This is a genomic window from Variovorax sp. J2L1-78, assembly GCF_030317205.1.
Classification (GTDB): Bacteria; Pseudomonadota; Gammaproteobacteria; order Burkholderiales; family Burkholderiaceae_C; genus Variovorax; species Variovorax arabinosiphilus.
Window position 1 is genome coordinate 417013 of the sequence record NZ_JASZYB010000002.1, and the last position, 20124, is coordinate 437136.

Consider the following 20124-nt stretch of genomic DNA (forward strand, 5'->3'; position numbering starts at 1 on the left):
GCGCAGCGAGTTCTGCGACGCAGCCGATGGCGCGAGCACCGCAGGGCAGCCGCGAAGCGGCCGGCGCACCGGGGTCGGCCGGCCCGCACCGCCTGCCGGGCGCCCTCCGCAAGCCAAGCGAACGAACAAGAAGACATCAATGATGCCCTCCCCCCATATGCGCCCCCAGCTCATGTCGCTCCGCCGTCGCCGCCGGCGTCTCGAACACCACCCGCCCCTCGCTCATCACCACGATGCGGTCCGACAGCTCCAGCAGCTCGTCGAGGTCTTCGCTGATCAGCAGCACCGCCCCGCCCTTCTCCCGCACCTGCACGATGCGCGAATGGATTTCCGCGACCGCAGCGAAGTCGAGGCCGAACACCGGGTTGGCGGCGATCAGCACGTTGATGTCGCCCGCCAGCTCGCGCGCCAGCACGGCACGCTGCACGTTGCCGCCCGACAGGCTGCGAATCGGTGCGCCCTCGCCCTGCGTCTTCACGCCGTACTCGGCGATCCATTCGCGGGCACGGCTGCGCCATGTCGGGAAGTTGAGCAGCCCGCCGCGCGCGAGCGGCACCTGGTCGAAGTCACGCAGCGCCATGTTCTCGGCCACGCTCAGGTCGCCGACGCAGGCGTTGCGCAAGGGCTCCTCGGGCAGGCTGCGCACCTTGAGTTCGCGGTTCTCGCTGCGGGTCGCGGCATAGGGCTGGCCCATCACCGTGACCTGGCCCGACAAGCGCGCGCGCTGGCCGACGAGCGCCTCGACCAGTTCGCGCTGGCCATTGCCCGACACACCGGCCACACCGAGGATCTCCCCCGCCTTCACCGACAGGCTGAGGTCGTGCACGGCCAGCGTGCCGCGGTCGCCCATGGCCTGCAGGCGATCGACGTTCAACGCGACCGGCGCATCAGCAGCTACCGCCTTCATGGTGTGCAGCGCACGGCCGGTCACTGCGGCCGCCACGGGTGCGCCGTCTTCGGCAGGCGCCTGTACGCCCTCGCCCATCATGGCCGCGGCCAGCAGTGCCGGCGTGGTGGCGGCCACCTGGCAGTGGTGCACCGCCTTGCCGCGGCGCAGCACCGTCACGCCGTCGGCGTAGGCCATCACTTCGCGGAACTTGTGCGTGATGATGAGCACGGTGCACAGGCCGCTCTTCGCGAAATCGCGCACATGGCCCAGCACCTCGTCGGCCTCCTGCGGCGTGAGCACCGAGGTCGGCTCGTCGAGGATCAAGAGGCGCGGGCGCAGGTATAACTGCTTGAGCAGTTCGAGCTTCTGCTTCTCGCCGGCGGCCAGCGACGCGGGCGTTACGTCGAGGTCGAGGCGGAACGGCGTGGTCGCGAGGAATGCTTCGAGCTCGGCGCGCTTCTTCTTCCAGTCGATCAGCGCGGGCGTCTTGCCGCCGGCCAGCAGCAGGTTCTCCGCCACCGTCATGCCGGGCGCCAGCGTGAAGTGCTGGTAGACCATGCCGATGCCCAGCGCGCGCGCGACGATGGGGTTGGCGATGTCCTGCTCGCGCCCGTCGATCAGGATGCTGCCCTCCTCCGCGCGCTGGAAGCCGGCCACGCACTTGACCAGCGTGCTCTTGCCTGCGCCGTTCTCACCGAGCAGCGCGTGCACCGTGCCGGGCTCGACATGCATCGTCACGCTGTCCATCGCGGTGAAGGCGCCGAAGCGCTTGGTGAGCTGGTAGGTGTCGAGCGCCAGCGCGCCGGTGGCGGCGGGCAAAGCACCGATGGGCGTGGCGACGGCGTTCATGGACTCGGTCCTTGCATGGGGCTCAGGCCAGGGCGGCCAGCAGCGCTTCGGAGTCGGCATGCGCACCGAACACGCCGCCCTGCATCGTGATCATCTTCAGCGCCGCGAGGTGGTTACCGTGGTCGGTCGCGGCCGTGCAGTCCGACAGCAGCAGGCATTCGAAGCCGCGGTCGTTCGCATCGCGCATGGTCGTGTGCACGCACACGTCGGTCGTGATGCCGGTGAGGATCAGGTTCTCAATGCCGCGTGTGCGCAGGATCAGTTCGAGGTCGGTCGCATAGAACGATCCCTTGCCCGGCTTGTCGATCACCACCTCGTCGGGCAACGGCGCCAGCGTGGGAATGATCTCCCAGCCCGGCTCGCCGCGCACCAGGATGCGCCCGCACGGCCCGTCGTCGCCGATGCCCACGCCGTTGGCGCCGATCTGGCGCGAGCGCCAGCGCTTGTTGGCCGGCAGGTCGGCCAGGTCGGGCCGGTGGCCTTCGCGCGTGTGGATGATGTGGAAGCCCCCTTCGCGCAGGTGCGCCATCGTCTTCCGGATCGGCTCGATCGGCGCCTGCACCAGCGACAGGTCGTAGCCCATCACATCGACATAGCCGCCTTGGCCGCAGAAGTCGGTCTGCATGTCGATCACGATGAGTGCCGTGTTCTCAGGACGCAGGTCGCCGTTGTAGGGCCAGGCGTAGGGTTGGGCGGAGACGGTCGTCATGCGCCGGTGGCCTTGCGGTGCGAGGAGTCGGGTTGTTCGGGGATGTCGGGCACGGTCCGGGGCACCTGCGGCACCAGCGGGTGCGATTCGGGGCCCTTGTACGCGCGCAGCGGCGCCGTGAAGCCGCAGGACGTGCCATCGACCACCTTCACCTGGTCGCTCCACGGCAGCTTGTACTGGCCCGACGCCATGTCCTGCATGTAGGTGTACGGAAAGTCCTGCGCACCGCCCTTCACCGCCACGTAGCCACGGTGGTAGAGCTGGTAGATGTTGTTCTCCACGCCCCAGCCGGTGCGGGCTTCGCGCACCAGGTCGGGCCGCAGCTCGCAGGTGATGATCTCGTCGACGCGGCCGCCGCCCTCGACCATCACGGTGCCGTCGAAGCTGCAGAACATGCCCTCGCCCATCGAGTCGAAGGTGCCGTCGCTGCCGCACATGCACACGCTCGCGGTGTAGGCCAGGTTGCAGAAGGCGTTGGCCTGGTTGGTGATCTTCCAGGCGTGCCGGATCGGCGCGGTGTAGCCGGCGGTGCGGAGGATGATCTCGGCGCCCTTGTACGCGGCCTCGCGCGCCATCTCGGGCAGCATGCCGTCGTGGCAGATGATGAGCGCGAGCTTGCTGCCGTTGGGGCCGTCGCACACCGGGATGCCCAGGTTGCCCGGCTCCCACGGCTCGACCGGCACCCACGGATGCATCTTGCGGTAGTACAGGCGGATCGCACCCATGTCGTCGATGACGAGCCCGCTGTTGTACGGGTTGCCGCCGGGGTTGGCTTCCATGATCGAGAAGCAGCCCCAGATGGTGTTGTCGATGCAGGCCTTGCGGAAGGCCGCGACCTCGGGCCCGTCGAGCGTGCACATGATCTCGGGCGAGGTGTCCATCGACAGGCCGTGCAGCGAATACTCCGGGAACACGACGAGGTCCATCGTGCCCTGGTTGCGCCGCGCCTTGCCGACCAGCTCGACGATGCGACGCGTCTGCGCCGCCAGTTCCTCCGTCGTGCGCACCACCGGCAGCTGGCACTGCACCAGGCCGATGACGACGCCGTTTTCCGATTTGTTCAAACCACCGAAACCGCTCATGGGATGTTCCTCAACGTGTGGATGACAGCTCGCCAGGGCTGCCGATGGCGACACTGCCCGGCTTGCACGTGAGTACCAGAATCACCAGCGTCAGCACGTAGGGAACGGTGTTGAACAGGTGGTAGCCCCAGCCGACACCGATCGACTGCAACGCCGGGCCGATGGCGCCCGCGCCGCCGAAGAGAAAGGCCGCGCCGACGCAGCGCAGCGGGCTCCAGCGCGCGAAGATCACCAGCGCCACCGCGATCAGGCCCTGCCCGCTGGAGATGCCTTCGTTCCAGCTGCCCGGATAGAACAGCGTGAGCGACGCGCCGCCGAGGCCGGCGATGAAGCCGCCGGCCGTTGTCGCCGCGACGCGGATGCCCGACACCGAATACCCGAGCGCGCGTGTCGCGTTCGCCGAATCGCCCGCCATGCGCACGAGCAGGCCGGCGCGGGTGCGCGCGAAGCCCCAGTACATCAGGCCGGCCAGCACGATGCCGACGGGCACCAGCGCATTGACCTGGAGCGCCGACTGCACCACCGTGTTGTCGCTCCAGAAGCCCAGCGGAATGGCCGGCAGCTGCGGCGCCTGTGGCTGGATCAGCGGCTTGCCCAGGTAGAACGCGAGCCCGGTGCCCAGCAGCATCAGCGCGATGCCGGTGGCCACGTCGTTCACGCGGTCGAGCGAGCACAGCAGGCCGTGCAGCAGTGCGAGCACGGCGCCGGCGGCGGCACCGATCAGTACGCCGAGCCAAGCCGAGTCGGTGAGGTAGGCGCCGCCGAAGGCCGCCATGGCCGACAGCACCAGCACGCCTTCGAGGCCGAGGTTGATGCGACCCGACTTCTCGGTGAGGCATTCGCCCAGGCTCACGAACAGGAAGGGGGCGCCCACGCGCAATGCACCGCCGACGATGCCGGCCACCAGCGCGATCCATTGGTCGGCCGTCATGTGCTCTCCTTGACCAGCTTGGGTTGCACCGCGCGCGGCATGCGGTTCTTCAGCAGCGTCTTCCAGTCGATCATCCGCAGGCCCTCGCTCGCGAGGATGAGCACGAAGGCGATGCCCTGCAGCACCAGCACCGACGCATCGGGCAGGCCGAGCCGCCGTTGCAGCAGGCTGCCGGCCGCGCCGAAGCCGCCGAACAGGATGGCGACCGGGATGATCGCGATGGGGTTGTGCCGCGCGATGAAGGACACCAGGATGCCCGCGTAGCCATAGCCCGCGATGATCGAGGCATTGGCGTTGGTGTGCACCGCCGCCACCTCGACCGCGCCCGCCACGCCGGCGCAGGCACCGCCCACACCGCAGGCCGCCAGGATGAGCTGCGTGGCCGGAAGGCCGACCAGTTGCGCCGTGCGCGGGTTGCCGCCCACCACGCGGATCGAGAAGCCCGATGCAGTCGCGCGCAGCCACAGCCCGAGGCCGACGCAGGCCACGATGCCGATGACCAGGCCCCAGTGCACGTCCGACCCCGCGATGCCGCCGATGCCGAGCCCGTCGGGCAGCGAGCGCGTCGACGGCTTGTTCAGGCTGGCCGGGTCGCGCAGCGCGCCTTCGACCAGGTGCTTGAAGATGCCGATGGCGATGTAGGCCAGCAGCAGGCTGCTGATGGTTTCGTTGATGCCGCGGTACTGGCGCAGCCACCCCGCCAACATGATCCACAGCGCGCCCACCACCGCACCGGCGAAGCAGATGGCGACCGTGCCGACGATGTTGCCGGGCAGCGGAATGGCATAGGGCAAGGCGGCGCAGGCCAGCCCGCCGAGCACCACCGCACCCTCGCCGCCGATGATGACCAGCCCCGCGCGCGCCGGGATCGCCACGCACAGCGCGGTGAGCATCAGCGGCGCGGCGCGCTGCAGTGTGTTCTGCCACGAGAACCAGTCGCCGAAGGCGCCCTTGAAGAGCGTGACCCACACGTCCACCGGGCTCACGCCGGCGAACCACACGAGCACCCCGAACACGAGCAGCGCCGCCGCGATGGCGAAGGCCGGCAGGGCGATTTCCTTCAGCGCGTTGCGCATGGCCGTGCGCTCAGATGGAACCGAGAACGCCTTCGACCAGGTAGTTCATCTTCTCGAGCTCGAGGTCGGTCTGCTTGAGCGACTTGCCGGCCGGCACCACGACCGCGCCCTTGTTGTCCTTGATGCCGTCCTTGAAGATGTCGAAGGTGCCCGCGATCATCTGGGCCTTGACGCCGTCGGCCTGCTTCTTGGCAGCGTCGGTCACGGCCGGGCCGTAGGCGGACATCTTCACGTAGCCTTCCTTGAGGCCACCGCGCAGGAAGTTGGGGTGCGGCTTGCCGGCCTGGGCCGCGTCGATGATGGTCTTGTACGCGGTGAGCCAGTTCCATTCGGCGCCCGTCAGGTAGGCCTGCGGTGCCAGCTTGGCCTGGCTCGCGTGGTAGCCGCAGACCATCTTGCCGCGCTTGGCCGCCGTCTCGACGACGACCTTCGGCCCGTCGACGTGCATCGTGAAGACGTCGCAGCCCTGGTCGGCCAGGCTGTTGGTAGCCTCGGCCTCCTTCACCGCCATCGACCAGTCACCGGTGAAGATCACGCTGCAGGTGATGCCGGGCTTGACCGAGCGCGCGCCCAGCGTGAAGGCGTTGATGTTGCGCAGCACCTGAGGAATGGGCTTGGCCGCGACGAAGGCGATCTTGTTGCTCTTCGTCATGTGCGCGGCGATCACGCCGTTCAAGTACTGGCACTCGTCGATGTAGCCGAAGAAGCTGCCGACGTTCTTCGGGTGCTTGCCTTCGGTCCACATGCCGCCGCAATGCGAGAAGCGCACGTCGGGGTTCTTCGGCGCGAGCGCCAGGATGTGCGGGTCGAAGTAGCCGAAGGACGTGGGGAACAGCAGCTTGGCGCCGTCCTGCGAGATCATGCCGGTCATGGTCTTCTGCACCGCTGCGGTCTCAGGCACGTTCTCTTCCTCGACCACCTTCACGCCGGGCATCTTCTTGACTTCGGCCGCGGCCTGCGCGTGCGCCTGGTTGTAGCCGTAGTCGTCGCGCGGGCCGACGTAGATCACGCCGACGGTCAGCGGCTTGGCCTGTGCGCTGGCGAGCGCGCTCCAGCCGCCCAGCGTGCCGGCGGCGCCGAGCGCGGCGATGGATTTGAGGGAGTCGCGGCGATTGATCTGGCTCATGGGTGGGCTCCGGTAGGAATGAACGGATGGGTCTTGCAGAGAAAACGCGGGCGGTGCGACAGGCCTACTCGGCGCGCGCGCCGGTGGCTTTGGCGATGACGGCCCAGCGCTGCGAGTCGGTGCGCACGGCCTCCGACAGCGCCTTGGCCGGCAGGTACTGGATCTCGGCACCGCGCTGCCACATCTGGCCGCGCAGCCGCGGGTCGGCGGTGGCCGCCTGCACGTCGGCCTCGACCTTGCGAACCGCCGCGTCGGGCGTGCCGGCCGGCACGAAGAGGCCGTACCACTGGTCGGCCGCGAAGCCCGGGTAGCCGAAGCTCGCGACGGTCGGCACGCCGGGCAAGCGCGTGGTCGGTTTGGCGCCCGTGACGGCCAGCACGCGCAGCTTGCCGCCTTCGATCAGCGGCAGGGCCGACACGATGATGTCGAACATCACCTGCGTTCGCCCGGCGATCAGGTCGGGCAAAGCCTGCGCGCTGCCCCGGTAGGGCACGTGCGTCATCTTCAGCTTGGCCTCGGACAGGAACCACTCGGCCGTGAGGTGCGGCAGCGAGCCGCTGCCGTTGGACGCGTAGCTCAGTTCACCCGGGTGCGCCTTGGCGAAGGCGATGAGGTCAGGGAAGGTCTTGAAGGGCGAGTCGATCGGCACCACGACCACCAGCGGCGACGTGGCGAAGCCGGCCACCGGCACCAGGTCCTTGATCGGGTCGTAGCCCAGCTTGGGGTAGATGTGCGGCGCGATGGTCACGCCGGCCGGGATGCCCATCACCAGCGTGTAGCCGTCGGGGGCGCTCTTGGCGCCGGCTTCGGTGCCGATGGTCGAGCCCGCACCGACGCGGTTCTCGAAGACCACTGGCTGCTTCCACGTGGTCGCCAGCGCGGTGCCGATGGCACGTCCCGCGTAGTCCGTCGCACCCCCGGCCGGAAAGGGGATGACCATCTTCAATGCATGGCTCGGATACGCGGCGGGCTGCGCCATGCCGAAACCGATCTGTCCCAACAGCGGCGTGAGCGCGGCCGCCTGGAGTACGCGTCGACGCGACAGCGCATCGCGGCACGAGGAAGACTCGACGAAGGCGGAACGCGGCAAGGTCATCGGCTTGTTCTTTCTTGGATACAAGACGGTGTGCATAAAGTGTGCCTGCGCCCATTGGCTGGCGTACGCCTCAGGCGAGTGCGGCGACGGGGGCCTGCGCGATGCCCGCGGCCTCCAGCGTCGCGGCCACGCGCAACGCCAGGTCCTCGCGCCACGGTGCTGCGATCACCTGCACGCCGATCGGCAGGCTGGCGTGCGCGCCCCACACCGGAACGGCGCACACCGGCAAGCCGATGCACGAGATCGGTTGGGTCAGCACCCCCATGTTGGGGCGCACCGGCAGACGCTGGCCGTTGAGCTCGAACCATTCGGCACCGATGGGCGTTGCGGCGCAGGGCGTCGACGGCGCGAGCAGGATGTCGAAGCGCTCGAACAGCTTGGCGGCCTGCTCAGCATAGAGGCGCCGCACACGCTGCGCGCGCGCCACCCAGGCCGCCGGAATCAGTGCGCCGGCCAGGAAGCGGTCGCGCGACAACGGCTCGAAGTCCTGCGGACGCTCGCGCAGGTCGTGCAGATGGAGCGCGGCGCCCTCGGCGTTGGTGATGAGGAAGGCGGCAGCCCGGCCGGCTTCGACCATCGGCAGCTCGCCCGTCTTGCTGGCGCCCAGCGCCTCGGCCACGCGGTCGACCGCGCTCAAGGCCTCGGGCTGAGCCCGCTCGCGGAAGTAGCCGCCCAGCACGCCGATGCGCAGGCCGCGCGTGCCATGCGACAGCTGCGACAAGGTCGGCTCGACCGCGCGCTGCGCGCAGCCCGGGTCGAGCGGCGCGCGCGTTTCAGGGCCCTGCATCGCGTCGTACGCGAGCGCCAGGTCGCGCACCGAGCGCGCGAAGGGCCCGAGGTGGTCGAGGCTGGAGATGAACGGGTAGCTGCCGGTGCGTGGCAGCCGGCCGAAGGTCGGCTTCAACCCGAAGATGCCGCACAGCGAGGCCGGCACGCGGATCGAGCCATTGGTGTCGGAACCCAGCGTGAGTGGCACCTGGCCGGCCGCCACCGCGGCGCCCGAACCGCCCGACGAGCCGCCGGCAATGCGCGTCAGGTCGTGCGGGTTGTGGGCCGGACCGACGTGGCTGTTCTCGGTGGTGAAGCCGTAGGCGTACTCGTCCATGTTGAGCGCGCCGACCAGCACCGCGCCGGCGCTTTCGAGCCGGCGCACCAGCGCGGCGTCGCTGCGTGCCGGCGTGCTGTCGCGCTCGATCTTCGAACCCGCCAGCGTCTGCAGACCGGCGATGTCGAAGAGGTTCTTCACGGCGAAGGGCACGCCGAGCAACGGCAGCTCGCGGGTGCGGTGCCCGTTTGACGAGGCCAGCGACGCATCGACCTGGCCGGCGCGGCGCAACGCGCGTTCGCGCACCACGTCGGTGAAGGCGTTGACGCGGCCGTCGGTGCCCGCGATGCGGTCGAGGCTGGCCTGCACCAGCGCGACTGCGCTCACGGCGCCACGGCGGACGGCATCGGCCATCGCCCCGCCGTCCTTCAACAGAAGTGCATCGGCGCTCATGCCTCGGCCTCCTTGGGCGCCACCGGCACGAAGCTCACCGCCGATTCGGCATGCGGCTCGAGCGGCACGGCGTCCACCACAGCCGCCATCTCGGCGGCCAGCGCGAAGAAGCGCAGCACGCCGGGGCGGTGGTCGGGCCGCAGGTTCAGGCCGAGCGCGGCAGCCGCCGCGTCGACATAGGCTTCGGTCTGTGCGGGGGTCATCGCGGCTCCTTCGGTGCGCGTGGTCAGCGGCGCACTTCGCGCTGGAAGATCTCCAGACTCAGCTTCTTCATCGCGACGAAGCTGGCCGAGCTGAGCGTCTCGAGCGTGCGGGGTCGCGCGTCGTCGTACTTGAGGATCTCCGCGACCTTGGTCGGTCGCTTGGTCAGCAGCAGCACCTCGTCGGCCAGGTACACGGCTTCTTCCAGGTCGTGCGACACCAGCAGCATGGTGGTGCCGGTCTTCATGAAAACCTCCTGCAGCTTCTCGCGGATGAACAGCGTCATCTCGAAGTCGAGCGCCGAGAAGGGCTCGTCCAGGAACAGCACCTCGGGGTTGGGCGCCAGCGCCCGCATGATCGACGCCGTCTGCTGCTGCCCGCCCGAGAGTTCGTAGGGGAAGCGCTTGAGGTCGAACTTGACGTCGAAGGACGCGACCAGCTCTTCCATGCGGCGGTCCACCTCGGCCTTCGACCGGCCTTCCAGCTTGAGCGGGTAGGCGATGTTGTCGATGGTGCGCATCCACGGGAACATCGCCTCGCGGTAGTTCTGGAACACGTAGCCGATCTTCGTGTCCTTGAGCGACTTGCCGTCGAACAGGATCTCGCCCGAGTCGATGGGGATCAGCCCCGCGATCATGTTGATCAGCGTCGACTTGCCGCAACCGTTCGGCCCGAAGACCGAGACGATCTTGTGCTTGGGGATGTCGAGGTCGAAGTTCTCGTACAACGGCCAGCCCGCGAAGTACTTGGTGAGGCCGCGGATGGTGATGTGCGTACCGGCCGGGCCGGGCTGGAAGGCGGGGGTGGGCACGTCGGCGTACACCGGGCCGTTGAGGACTGCGGACATGGCGTTACCTTCCGGACCAGTGGACGATCTTGCGTTCGGCGACAAGGAACAGGATGTTGAGCGCATAGCCCAGCGCACCTGCCGCGAGGATGGACGCGTACATGCTCTTGACGTTGAGCACCTGCTGCGAATTGATGATGCGGTTGCCCAGGCCCGAGTCGGCGCCGATGAACATCTCCGCGACGATCACGATCACCAGCGCCATCGAGACCGCCGAGCGCAGTCCGACGAAGCTCGGTTGCAGGCTTTCCCAGACCAGCACGTCGCGGAAGGTCTGCCAGCGCGTCGCCCCCATCACCTTGGCCGCCATCACCCGCTGCTTGCGCGCGTTGATCACGCCGTAGGCGCTGTTGAACACCACGATCAGCAGCGCGCCGAAAGCGGCGATCGCGATCTTGTTGACGTCCGAGGTGCCGAAGATCATCAGGAAGAGCGGGATCAGTGCCGACGAGGGCGTCGAGCGGAAGAAGTCGATCAGGAACTCGACGCTGCGGTACGCCTTCTCGTTGCTGCCCAGCAGCACGCCCAGCGGCACGCCGACGACGGCCGCGATCAGGAAGGCCTGCAGCGTTCGCCACACGGTCACCGCGAAGTCGGCGAGCAGCGGCCCGCCGGCCAGACCGGTGATCAGCGTGGACACCGTGTCGGCAGGCGCCGGCAGCAGGATCGGCTTGATGAAGCCGAGTCGCACGACGAGGTCCCAGAGGATGAAGAGCACGACCGGCCCGATGAAGGGCAGCAGCTTTTCCCAGACCGGCGGCTTGGGCACGGCGCTGGCGGTGCCGGCCGGCGGCGCCCAGGGCTTGGCGCCTGCGGTCGGCGCGATGCTGGTGTCGGCCATGGCTCAGGCCTTGTAGAGCAGGCCGTCCACCAGGACCTTCTTCTCGAAGATGCCCTTCTCGGTGAACAGGTCGTAGAACTTCTGGAAGTAGGCGACGTCGCTCGGCTTGAACTCGTTGTAGAGCATGTACGACGCAAGGGGCACCTCGGCGGTCAGCGCGCCTTCGATGGCGGTGTAGCCCTTCATGTATTGCCGTGCCTCGTCGGGCTTGGTCCGCACCAGCTCGACGCCGCGCGCGTAGGCCGCGATGAACTTCTTCGTCGCCTCGGGGTTCTTCTTGATGAACTCGGTCGTGAGGCTGGCGGCGCCGCCATGCCATGGGGCCATCGGATCGCCCAGGATGTACTTGGCGACAACGCCGGCCTCGATCACCCGCGTCGTCCCGTTCATGCGGCCGACCGTGCCGGTCGGCTCGAGCGTGTAGCAGGCGTCGACCTGGCCGGCGACCAGCGCGGCGACGTGCTGGCCGATGGGCAGTTCGCTCACCGTGGCGCCGGTGGCGCCGGCACGTTCGAGCATGGTCTTGCACAGCGTCACGTTCTGGATGCCGGGGCCCGAGGCGACCTTCTTGCCCTTCAGGTCGGCCGTCGTCTTGATCGGGCTGTCCTTGGCGGTGATGAACTCGTCGAGCACGAACTTCGCGTTGCTCGGGTTGGTGCAGAAGATCTTGAACAGGCCGGGCTGCGCGATCTCGCCGATGGCCAGGTTGGCCGAGCCGGTGCCGTTCGAACTGCCGTCGGAGCGGCCCGAGAGCATCGCCTCCATCACCTGCTGCGCGCCGGCGAACTTCAGCGGCTCAACGTCGAGGCCGGCCTCCTTGAAGTAGCCCTTGTCGACGGCGGCGAAGAAAGGCAGGCCCGCGGCCACCGGCCAGAAACCGATGCGGATCTTGGGCGTGGCCTGGGCCAGCACCAGCGATGGTGCCGCGAGCGCGGCGAGGCCGGCGGCACCGGCCTGGAGGACATGGCGGCGCGATGGCTTGAGCGCTGCGGTTGACGTGTGCTGAGATCCCATGGGTCCGACTCCTGCGTGATGGTGGAAGCGAAAGAAAGAGGTAGTTGCTGCGCTCAGGCGAGCGCGGCCTGGCGGGAGGCGATGTACGAGCGCCAGCCGCCGTGGTGCGTGATGTCCTCGGCACCGTCGAGCGCGATCGACTCGCAGACGAAGCCCTGCACGCTGCTGCCGTCGTCCAGCGTGAGCGTGCCGATGCCCAACGGCGCGGGAATGAGCGCGACGAAGGAGCCGTAGGCCGTCGCGGGCATCTCCCACACCTCGACGATGAGCGAGGCGCCACCTGTGGGCACGCGCACCATGCCGGGCTTCGGCGGCACCGTGCCGGGCAAGGCGTAGAGGCGGTACTGCGGGGCGGTGAGCATCTCGCGCAGCAGCGTCGCGCCGCGCTCGGTGAGCTGGCCGTTGAGGGGCATGCCCGACAGGTGCGCGCCGACCACGGCCACCTTCACGGTGGCGGCGGGCTTCACCAGCGGCAGGGCGGCGGGTGCCGGCATCGGTGCGCCGGTCGCGCCGAGCGTGAGGCCGGTGGCGTGATGAAGCCGCTGACCCAGTTCGGCCAGCTGGAAGTCGCTGGCGCACGGGCCGATCAGCGTCAGGCCGAAGGGCAGGCCGTCGCTGCGCAGGCAGGTCGGCACCGAGAGCGCCGCGTAGTCGAGCAGGTTGACGAAGTTGGTGTACGCGCCGAGATGCTGGTTCAGCGCGACCGGATCGGCCCGCATCGCCTCGATGGTGTAGTGCGTGGGCGCGGTCGGCACCACCAGGATGTCGATGTTCTGCCACATCGGTGCGGCCTGCTGCGCGAGCGCGCGCAGCCGGGTCTGGGCATCGACGAAGTCGGCGGCGCTGTACTGGCGCCCGCGCGCCAGGATGCTGCGCACCGGCTCGATCACCTCGTCCTCGTGCGCATCGAAGAACGGGCGCACCGCCGCGTAGCGTTCGGCCACCAGCGCACTCTCGTAGAGCAACGCCGCGGCCTCGGCCAGCGGGGCGTAGTCGATCGGCACGCGCGTGGCGCCCAGCGCTTCGAGCTGCGCGAGCGAGCGCTCGAAGGCGGCGGCCGATTCGGCATCGCCGAAGAATTCGAGCGTCGAGGGCACGCCGATGCGCAGGCGCGGCGGCAGCGGCGCGGTGATCGGCGTGAGCGCGCGCGAGTACGGGTCGTGGGCGTCATGCCCCATCGCGACGCTCAGCACGCGCGCCGCCAGCTCGACGGTGCGCGCGAAGATCGACACGCAGTCGACGCTCTGCGCCGCCGGCACCACGCCGCGGGTGCTGATCAATCCTTTGGTCGGCTTGAGGCCCACGATGTTGTTGAGCCCCGCCGGCACGCGGCCGGAGCCCGCCGTGTCCGTGCCGAGCGAGAAGTCGACCTCGCCGGTCGCCACCACGCGCGCCGAGCCGGAGCTGGAGCCGCCCGACACATAGCGCGCGTCGAAGCTGTTGGGGACCGCGCCGTACGGCGAGCGCGTGCCGTTCAGGCCGCAGGCGAACTGGTCGAGGTTGGTCTTGCCGACCAGCACCGCACCGGCGTCGAGCAGGCGCTGCACCACTTGAGCGTGGTTCGCCGCCTCGCGAGCGAAGGCCGGGCAGGCCGCGGTGGTCGGCAGGCCCGCCACGTCGATGTTGTCCTTGACCGCGAAGCGCAGCCCGGCCAGCGGGCCAGCGGCCGCGGCGCCAGAGGCGGCGATCGGTGGGTCGATCCGCGTGATCCAGGCAGCGGCGCCGGGGTCGGCGGTTTGCCCGTCATCGGTCGGCTGCGAAATCCTTGCATGCACCATCATCAAGCATCCTGTCTTGTGTACATGTTGAGATGCAAGTGGCGTGCCAACGCCTGCCGGGGCTCAGCAAGCCCCGGCAGCCTGGATTCGGTGCGTCAGGAAAAGATGGGGCGCGGGCTCAACCGCGCTTCGCCGCCCGGTACAGGCCGTCGACCTTGCCGATGTTGGCTTCGAGGATGCGGATGCGGTCGGTGCCGCTGGGGTGGGTCGAGAGGAAGCTCAGGCCGCCCTGGTTCTTCGAAGCGGCGGCCATCTTCTTCCAGAGCGATACCGAGGCGCGCGGGTCGTAGCCGGCCCGCGCCGCGAGTTCGAGGCCGACCAGGTCGGCGTCGGTCTCGTCGCCGCGGCTGAACTTGAGCGACAGCAACTGCGTGCCGGCGCGCGCCGCCATGTCGCCCATCTGCCCCAGGCCGAGCAGCTGTGCCGTGATCGACAGCGCCGCGCCGGTGCCGGCGCTCTTGGCCAGGCGCGCGCGGGCGTGCTCGCGCAAGGCATGCGCCATCTCGTGGCCCATCACCATCGCGACCTCGTCGTCGCTGAGCTTGAGCTGGTCGAGGATGCCCGTGTAGAAGGCGATCTTGCCGCCCGGCAGGCAGAAGGCGTTGATCTGCGAGCTGCCGATCAGGTTGACCTGCCACTTCCACTGCGCCGCGCGTGCGTTCCAGGGCTCGACGAAGGGGATGAGCCGCGCGGAAATGGTGCGCAGCCGCTGCAGCTGCGGGTGGCCGTCGGGCGCGAGCGCGCCCTTGGCCTTCGCCTGCTGCAGCAACTGGTCGTACTGCTGCACGCCGGCCTGCTCGATGGTGTCGGCCGGCACCAGGTTGCGCGCGACCGAGGCCTTGCCCACCTCGACCTGCGCCAGCGCGGGCGTCACCGCAGCGGCACCCGCCAACGCCAGGAACGCCCGGCGCGCTGGCCAGGGACCGATGGAAAGCTCGCAGCGTGAACACATGCGGGAATAATAAGCAGCCACCCCGATTGCCCCTTCAATGTCCCCACCCTCGGCCGCCGAAGCCACCTCCGCCCCCTCGCCTACTGCGCCGCTGTCCTGGCGCGATGCGCTCAAGGTGTACCTCGAACCCGCGACGCTGCGCATGCTGGCCCTGGGCTTCTCGGCCGGCCTGCCGCTGCTGCTGGTGCTGGGCACGCTCAGCTTCCGGCTGCGCGAGGCCGGCGTGGCGCGCAGCGACATCGGCTACCTGAGCTGGGTCGGCCTGGTGTACGCCTTCAAATGGGCCTGGGCGCCACTGGTCGACCGGCTGCCCATCCCGCTGCTTACCGGGCGCATGGGCCGCCGCCGCAGCTGGCTGCTGCTGGCGCAGGCGCTGGTGATCGGCGGGCTGGTCGGCATGGCGCTGGCCGACCCGCGCGGCGGCCTGGCGCCGCTGGTGTGGTGTGCGCTGCTGGTGGCCTTCGGCTCGGCCACGCAGGACATCGCGCTGGACGCCTTCCGCATCGAATCGGCCGAGACGCGCAAGCAGGCCGCACTGGCCGCCGCCTACCAGACGGGCTACCGCCTGGCGATGATCTGGGCCGGCGCCGGCGTGCTGTCGATCGCCGCGTGGACCGAGATCACCGGCGCCAGCGGCTACCAGAACGCCGGCTGGAAGGCCGCCTACCTGGTGATGGCCGCCTCGATGGCGGTCGGCGTCATCACGGTGCTGCTGTCGTCCGAACCCGCCCAGCGGGTGATGCCCCGGGCACGCAATGCGGCCGAGTGGCTCAAGAACGTGCTGGTCGAGCCCTTTGCCGACTTCGTCCGCCGCTACAAGTGGCAAGCGGTGCTGATCCTGTCGCTGATCGCCATCTACCGCATCAGCGACGTGGTGATGGGCATCATGGCCAACCCCTTCTACGTCGACATGGGCTTCAGCAAGGAAGAGGTCGCGGCGGTCAGCAAGGTGTTCGGCGTGGTGATGACGCTGGTCGGCGCCTTCGTGGGCGGCATCCTGTCGATGCGCCTGGGCGTGATGCGGGTGCTCATGCTCGGCGCGGTGCTCAGCGCCGCGAGCAACCTGCTCTTCGCCTGGCTGGCCACCCAGGGCCACGACATGACGATGCTGGTGCTGGTGGTGTCGGCCGACAACCTGGCCGGCGGCATCGCGTCGGCCGCCTTCATCGCCTACCTGTCGAGCCTGACGAACATCAGCTACTCGGCCACGCAGTACGCGCTGTTCAGTTCGCTGATGCTGCTGCTGCCCAAGTTCCTGGCGGGCTATTCGGGCGTGTTCGTCGACGCCTACGGCTACGTCCCCTTCTTCGTGGGCACGGCGCTGCTGGGCCTGCCGGTGCTGGTGCTGGTGGCACTGGCGGCACGCGGGCAGCGCTAAGACCCTGCGATGGCGGGATGCCGGCCGACGCGGCGACCTGCGGCCGGCTGCTAGTCTGTGGCATCGTTCGCGCTTCGCCACTTATTTTTCCACCACCGTGCCGTCCCGCATCCCCCCTCTCCAGATCAGCGCCTACACCGCGACTTCGGCCGTCGGCGTGGGCAAGGCGTCGCTGCTCGACGCCCTCGAAACCTCACGCAGCGGCCTGCGGGCCAATGACTTCGGCGAGGTGCCCGCCAGCGGCGCGCGCCTGACGACGTGGATCGGCCGCGTGGCGGGGGTGGAAGACGTGCGCCTGCCCGACACCCTGGCCGCCTGGGACTGCCGCAACAACCGACTGGCCTGGATGGGCCTGCAGGCCGACGGCTTCATGGACGCCGTGGCGGCGGCGCGCGCCAAATACGGCCCGTCGCGCATCGCGGTGATCCTCGGCACGTCGACGTCGAGCATCGGCGAGACCGAGGACGCCTACACGAAGCTCACCGCCGAGGGCGCCTTCCCGCCCGGGCAGGACCGCCCGCTGGTGCACACGCCGCACTCCCTGGGCATGTTCGTGCAGGCCGTGCTGGGCTTGGAGGGGCCGTCGGAAACGATCTCGACCGCCTGCTCGTCGAGCGGCAAGGTCTTCGCGTCGGCCGAACGGCTGATCCGCCTGGGCCTGATCGACGCGGCCGTGGTCGGCGGCGTCGACACGCTCTGCGGCAGCGTGCTGTACGGCTTCAATTCGCTGGAGCTGGTGTCGCCCCGGCCGTGCAAGCCCTTCGACGCCACGCGCGACGGCATCAGCCTGGGCGAGGCGGCCGGCTTTGCGCTCGTGGAACGCGCCGCGGCCACCCAGGCCGACGGCCTGTACTTGCTGGGCTATGGCGAGGCGAGCGACGCGCACCACATGTCGACGCCGCACCCGCAGGGCCTGGGCGCCGAGCGCGCGCTCGACGACGCGCTGGCCCGCGCCGGCCTCACGACCGATGCGGTCGACTACATCAACATGCACGGCACGGCCAGCATGAAGAACGACGAGGTCGAGGGCGCGCTGGTCACCCGGCGCTTCCCCGAAAGCACGCACGCCAGCTCGACCAAGGGCTTCACCGGCCACACGCTGGGTGCCGCCGGCATCGTCGAGGCGGCCATCAGCCTGCTGTCGCTGGAGACCGGCCTGATGCCGGGCACCGTGAACACCACGCAGCTCGACACCGACTGCGGCCCGCAGATCAAGCTCGAACCCGCGCGCGGCGACGTGAAGGTGGCGCTGTCCAATTCCTTCGGCTTCGGCGGCAACAACTGCGCGCTGGTCTTCGGCAAGGGGGTGCAGGCATGAACGCGACCGTGAAGACCCCGACCCTCTACATCGAAGGCCCGGCCTTCTGGGCGCCGACGCTGCCCGGCTGGGACATCGCCCGCGCTGCCTTCACTGGCACCGGCGCGCCGGTCGACCCGCCGGCCAAGCGGCCGTCGCCGCAGGTGCTGGCCCCGGCCGAGCGCCGCCGCGCGCCCGACACCGTGGCGCTGGCGCTCGAGGTCGCGTCCAACGCCATCGCCGCGTCCGGCCGCGACGCCAAGGACCTGCCCTGCATCTTCGCGTCGGCGCACGGCGACCTGGGCATCAACGACTACATGTGCGGCGTGCTGGCCAGCGACCCGACGGTGCTGTCGCCGATCAAGTTCCACAACTCGGTGCACAACGCCGCGGTCGGCTACTGGACCATCGGCGTGGGCTGCATGGCGGCCAGCAATTCGGTCGCCGCCTACGAGACCACCTTCGCGTCGGCCCTGCTCGAAGCCGCGGCGCAGTGCGCGGCCGACGACCAGCCGGTGCTGCTGGTGGGCTACGACATGCCGGCCGTGGGCGCGCTCGCGTCGATCACGCGCAGCCGCGGCCTGCTCGCGGTGGCGCTGGTGATCGCGCCGCAACGCACCGAGCACACCGTGGCGGCCTTCGACTGGTCGCTGCTGCCCGGCCCGTCGCACCCGATCACGCCACGCTCGGAGGCCGCCCAGGCGCTGACCACCAACGCCATGGCCGACGCGCTGCCGCTGTTCGAAGCACTGGCGACAGGCCGCAGCGAGACGCTCGCGATGCCGCTGTCGGCGCGCCTGTCGCTGCAACTCCAACTCACCCAAGGCTGAAGCCGATGACGATCACCACGACAACGCAGGAACAACAGCACGACGTGGTGATCATGGGCGGCGGCCTGGCGGGGCTCACCCTGGCGCTGCAGCTCAAGAAGCGCTTTCCCGACATCGACGTGCTGGTGCTCGAGCGCCGTGCCCACCCGGTGCCGCATGCGGCGCACAAGGTGGGCGAGTCGTCGGTGGAGATCGGCGCCCACTACTTCGACACGGTGCTGGGCCTGGAGCCGCACATGCATGGCGAACAGCTGCGCAAGTTCGGCTTCCGCTTCTTCTTCAGCGAAGGCCGGCGCGACATCGACCGGGTCACCGAGATCGGCGCCAGCCGCTACCTCTCGGTGCCCAGCTACCAGATCGACCGCGGCATCTTCGAGAACTACCTGGCCGAAGAGGCCGCGCGCCGCGGCGTGAAGTTCACCGACCACGCGATGGTGCGGCAGATCGACCTGGCCGACGACGCCCAGGGCCTGCACCGCCTGAGCTGGACGCAGGACGGGCAGACGAACGTCATTGCCGCGCGCTGGATCGTCGACGCCTGCGGCCGCGCCGGCCTGCTCAAGCGCAAGCTGGGCCTGGCCGCGCCGAACGCGCACGACGCCCACGCGGTGTGGTTCCGCATCAGCGACCGCATCACGCTCGACGACTGGAGCGACGACCCCGAATGGCGCGCCCGCTGCACGCCGCAGGCGCGCTGGCTCTCGACCAACCACCTGGTCGGCGCGGGCTACTGGGTCTGGCTGATTCCGCTGGCCTCGGGCTCGCACTCGGTCGGCATCGTGGCCGACCCGCGCTACCACCCGCTCGACACCATGGACAGCTTCGAGAAGGCGATGGACTGGTTCGCCCAGTACCAGCCGCGCCTGTTCGACGAGCTCGACGGCAAGCGGCACCTGCTGCAGGACTTCGCCTTCTTCAAGAACTTCTCGTACGGCTGCAAGCAGGTGTTCTCGGGCCAGCGCTGGGCATTGACCGGCGAGGCGGGCCTGTTCCTCGACCCCTTCTATTCGCCGGGCAGCGACTTCATCGCCATCGCCAACACCTACATCACCGACCTGATCGGCCACGACCGCGCCGGCCATTCGGTGGAAGCGCGGGCCCAGCTCTACGACCAGATCTACCACTCGTTCTACGAGAGCACCCTGGCGCTCTACCAGGACCAGTACGGCCTCTTCGGCGACCCCGAGGTGCTGCCGGTGAAGGTCATCTGGGACTACAGCTACTACTGGGGCGTGCTCTCGCAGATCTTCTTCCACGACCGCCTGACCGACCTGGCGTTGCTGGGCAGCCTGAAGGACGAGCTGCAGCACTGCCAGCGGCTGAACACCGCGGTGCAGGCGCTGCTGCGCGCGTGGTCGGGCTCGAGCGAGAAGCGCAACGTGGCGCAGATGCTCGACCATGCCGCGTTGCCCTGGTTCGCCGAGCTCAACCGCAGCCTCACGGACACGCTGGACGACGCGCAGTTCAGCGCGCGCATCCATGCGTCGGTGGCGCTGCTGCGCCAGCTGGCCCTGGAGATCCATGCGCGTGCGATGGCGTGCGACCCGGCACTGGACGACGGCGACCTGCGCGCGTTGCTGGCCCAGCATTGGCCCGCGAACGCCGCCGTCGAATGCACCATGTTGTTCGACGCGGTGTCCGGGAACGCCGTGGAAGCGGCTTGAGCCGGGCCGCGAGTGCCGCCCTCCCGTAGCGGGCAGGCCCGTCTACAACTGCAGGACCAGGACGGA

General features: G+C 69.4%; 18 protein-coding genes. 4 read left to right on the forward strand and 14 right to left on the reverse strand.

What is annotated here, in order from left to right; genetic code table 11:
* Window positions 1-136 precede the first annotated feature (136 nt).
* The 14 genes from QTH86_RS15900 to QTH86_RS15965 form a co-directional block, all read right to left on the reverse strand.
* Window positions 137-1738 carry an ABC transporter ATP-binding protein gene (locus QTH86_RS15900; RefSeq protein ID WP_286647169.1) on the reverse strand — a complete coding sequence of 534 codons (1602 nt, stop codon included), beginning with the start codon at window positions 1736-1738 and terminating at the stop codon, window positions 137-139.
* A gap of 22 nt (window positions 1739-1760) precedes the next feature.
* The gene (gene biuH / locus QTH86_RS15905) at window positions 1761-2447 is read right to left on the reverse strand and encodes a biuret amidohydrolase (protein ID WP_286647170.1); all 687 of its coding nucleotides are present in this window, start codon (window positions 2445-2447) and stop codon (window positions 1761-1763) included.
* The gene (locus QTH86_RS15910) at window positions 2444-3529 is read right to left on the reverse strand and encodes a formamidase (RefSeq protein ID WP_286647171.1); all 1086 of its coding nucleotides are present in this window, start codon (window positions 3527-3529) and stop codon (window positions 2444-2446) included. The genes biuH and QTH86_RS15910 overlap by 4 nt, the downstream gene beginning before the upstream one ends.
* 10 nt (window positions 3530-3539) lie before the next feature.
* On the reverse strand, window positions 3540-4460 hold the full coding sequence (locus QTH86_RS15915) for an ABC transporter permease (protein WP_286647172.1): 921 nt from the start codon (window positions 4458-4460) through the stop codon (window positions 3540-3542).
* Window positions 4457-5536, reverse strand: coding sequence for an ABC transporter permease (locus tag QTH86_RS15920; protein WP_286647173.1), 1080 nt, complete (start codon window positions 5534-5536; stop codon window positions 4457-4459). The genes QTH86_RS15915 and QTH86_RS15920 overlap by 4 nt, the downstream gene beginning before the upstream one ends.
* A 10-nt stretch (window positions 5537-5546) precedes the next feature.
* On the reverse strand, window positions 5547-6662 hold the full coding sequence (locus QTH86_RS15925; protein WP_286647174.1) for a BMP family ABC transporter substrate-binding protein: 1116 nt from the start codon (window positions 6660-6662) through the stop codon (window positions 5547-5549).
* A 64-nt stretch (window positions 6663-6726) separates the two neighbouring features.
* Complete coding sequence (locus QTH86_RS15930; protein ID WP_286647175.1) at window positions 6727-7758, reverse strand: Bug family tripartite tricarboxylate transporter substrate binding protein; 1032 nt, start codon at window positions 7756-7758, stop codon at window positions 6727-6729.
* Between the two features lie 70 nt (window positions 7759-7828).
* On the reverse strand, window positions 7829-9256 hold the full coding sequence (locus QTH86_RS15935; RefSeq protein WP_286647176.1) for an AtzE family amidohydrolase: 1428 nt from the start codon (window positions 9254-9256) through the stop codon (window positions 7829-7831).
* Window positions 9253-9459, reverse strand: coding sequence for a DUF4089 domain-containing protein (locus QTH86_RS15940; protein ID WP_286647177.1), 207 nt, complete (start codon window positions 9457-9459; stop codon window positions 9253-9255). Before QTH86_RS15940 ends, QTH86_RS15935 begins: the two co-directional genes overlap by 4 nt.
* A gap of 23 nt (window positions 9460-9482) precedes the next feature.
* The gene (locus QTH86_RS15945) at window positions 9483-10304 is read right to left on the reverse strand and encodes an ABC transporter ATP-binding protein (RefSeq protein WP_286647178.1); all 822 of its coding nucleotides are present in this window, start codon (window positions 10302-10304) and stop codon (window positions 9483-9485) included.
* Window positions 10305-10308: 4 nt separating this feature from the next.
* The gene (locus QTH86_RS15950; RefSeq protein ID WP_286647179.1) at window positions 10309-11145 is read right to left on the reverse strand and encodes an ABC transporter permease; all 837 of its coding nucleotides are present in this window, start codon (window positions 11143-11145) and stop codon (window positions 10309-10311) included.
* A 3-nt stretch (window positions 11146-11148) separates the two neighbouring features.
* Window positions 11149-12159 (reverse strand): ABC transporter substrate-binding protein, encoded by a 1011-nt coding sequence (locus tag QTH86_RS15955; RefSeq protein WP_286647180.1) that lies wholly within the window; start codon window positions 12157-12159, stop codon window positions 11149-11151.
* A 53-nt stretch (window positions 12160-12212) separates the two neighbouring features.
* The gene (atzF, locus tag QTH86_RS15960) at window positions 12213-13940 is read right to left on the reverse strand and encodes an allophanate hydrolase (protein WP_444813847.1); all 1728 of its coding nucleotides are present in this window, start codon (window positions 13938-13940) and stop codon (window positions 12213-12215) included.
* Window positions 13941-14055: 115 nt separating this feature from the next.
* Entirely contained in the window at window positions 14056-14889 is an 834-nt protein-coding gene (locus QTH86_RS15965) for a M48 family metallopeptidase (RefSeq protein ID WP_286647181.1), read from the reverse strand.
* A gap of 37 nt (window positions 14890-14926) precedes the next feature.
* On the opposite strand from QTH86_RS15965, the gene QTH86_RS15970 reads away from it, so the two are divergent.
* The 4 genes from QTH86_RS15970 to QTH86_RS15985 all read left to right on the forward strand — a co-directional run bounded on the left by QTH86_RS15970 (window position 14927) and on the right by QTH86_RS15985 (window position 20058).
* Complete coding sequence (locus tag QTH86_RS15970; RefSeq protein WP_286647182.1) at window positions 14927-16267, forward strand: AmpG family muropeptide MFS transporter; 1341 nt, start codon at window positions 14927-14929, stop codon at window positions 16265-16267.
* A 97-nt stretch (window positions 16268-16364) separates the two neighbouring features.
* The gene (locus tag QTH86_RS15975; protein WP_286647183.1) at window positions 16365-17585 is read left to right on the forward strand and encodes a beta-ketoacyl-[acyl-carrier-protein] synthase family protein; all 1221 of its coding nucleotides are present in this window, start codon (window positions 16365-16367) and stop codon (window positions 17583-17585) included.
* An 8-nt stretch (window positions 17586-17593) separates the two neighbouring features.
* A complete protein-coding gene (locus QTH86_RS15980) occupies window positions 17594-18394 on the forward strand; it encodes a beta-ketoacyl synthase chain length factor (protein WP_286647184.1) in 801 nt (266 codons plus the stop codon).
* Between the two features lie 5 nt (window positions 18395-18399).
* Window positions 18400-20058, forward strand: coding sequence for an NAD(P)/FAD-dependent oxidoreductase (locus QTH86_RS15985; protein ID WP_286647185.1), 1659 nt, complete (start codon window positions 18400-18402; stop codon window positions 20056-20058).
* Window positions 20059-20124: the final 66 nt, after the last annotated feature.

Bases quoted from the DNA above. Each gene is read 5' to 3' on its own strand.
- QTH86_RS15915 (WP_286647172.1), bottom strand. From the start codon at position 4,460: ATGACGGCCGACCAATGGATCGCGCTGGTGGCCGGCATCGTCGGCGGT.
- QTH86_RS15910 (WP_286647171.1), bottom strand. From the start codon at position 3,529: ATGAGCGGTTTCGGTGGTTTGAACAAATCGGAAAACGGCGTCGTCATC.
- QTH86_RS15945 (WP_286647178.1), bottom strand. From the start codon at position 10,304: ATGTCCGCAGTCCTCAACGGCCCGGTGTACGCCGACGTGCCCACCCCC.
- biuH (WP_286647170.1), bottom strand. From the start codon at position 2,447: ATGACGACCGTCTCCGCCCAACCCTACGCCTGGCCCTACAACGGCGAC.
- QTH86_RS15965 (WP_286647181.1), bottom strand. From the start codon at position 14,889: ATGTGTTCACGCTGCGAGCTTTCCATCGGTCCCTGGCCAGCGCGCCGG.
- QTH86_RS15985 (WP_286647185.1), top strand. From the start codon at position 18,400: ATGACGATCACCACGACAACGCAGGAACAACAGCACGACGTGGTGATC.
- QTH86_RS15970 (WP_286647182.1), top strand. From the start codon at position 14,927: ATGTCCCCACCCTCGGCCGCCGAAGCCACCTCCGCCCCCTCGCCTACT.
- QTH86_RS15900 (WP_286647169.1), bottom strand. From the start codon at position 1,738: ATGAACGCCGTCGCCACGCCCATCGGTGCTTTGCCCGCCGCCACCGGC.
- QTH86_RS15935 (WP_286647176.1), bottom strand. From the start codon at position 9,256: ATGAGCGCCGATGCACTTCTGTTGAAGGACGGCGGGGCGATGGCCGAT.
- QTH86_RS15925 (WP_286647174.1), bottom strand. From the start codon at position 6,662: ATGAGCCAGATCAATCGCCGCGACTCCCTCAAATCCATCGCCGCGCTC.
- QTH86_RS15950 (WP_286647179.1), bottom strand. From the start codon at position 11,145: ATGGCCGACACCAGCATCGCGCCGACCGCAGGCGCCAAGCCCTGGGCG.
- QTH86_RS15940 (WP_286647177.1), bottom strand. From the start codon at position 9,459: ATGACCCCCGCACAGACCGAAGCCTATGTCGACGCGGCGGCTGCCGCG.
- QTH86_RS15955 (WP_286647180.1), bottom strand. From the start codon at position 12,159: ATGGGATCTCAGCACACGTCAACCGCAGCGCTCAAGCCATCGCGCCGC.
- QTH86_RS15920 (WP_286647173.1), bottom strand. From the start codon at position 5,536: ATGCGCAACGCGCTGAAGGAAATCGCCCTGCCGGCCTTCGCCATCGCG.
- atzF (WP_444813847.1), bottom strand. From the start codon at position 13,940: ATGATGGTGCATGCAAGGATTTCGCAGCCGACCGATGACGGGCAAACC.
- QTH86_RS15930 (WP_286647175.1), bottom strand. From the start codon at position 7,758: ATGACCTTGCCGCGTTCCGCCTTCGTCGAGTCTTCCTCGTGCCGCGAT.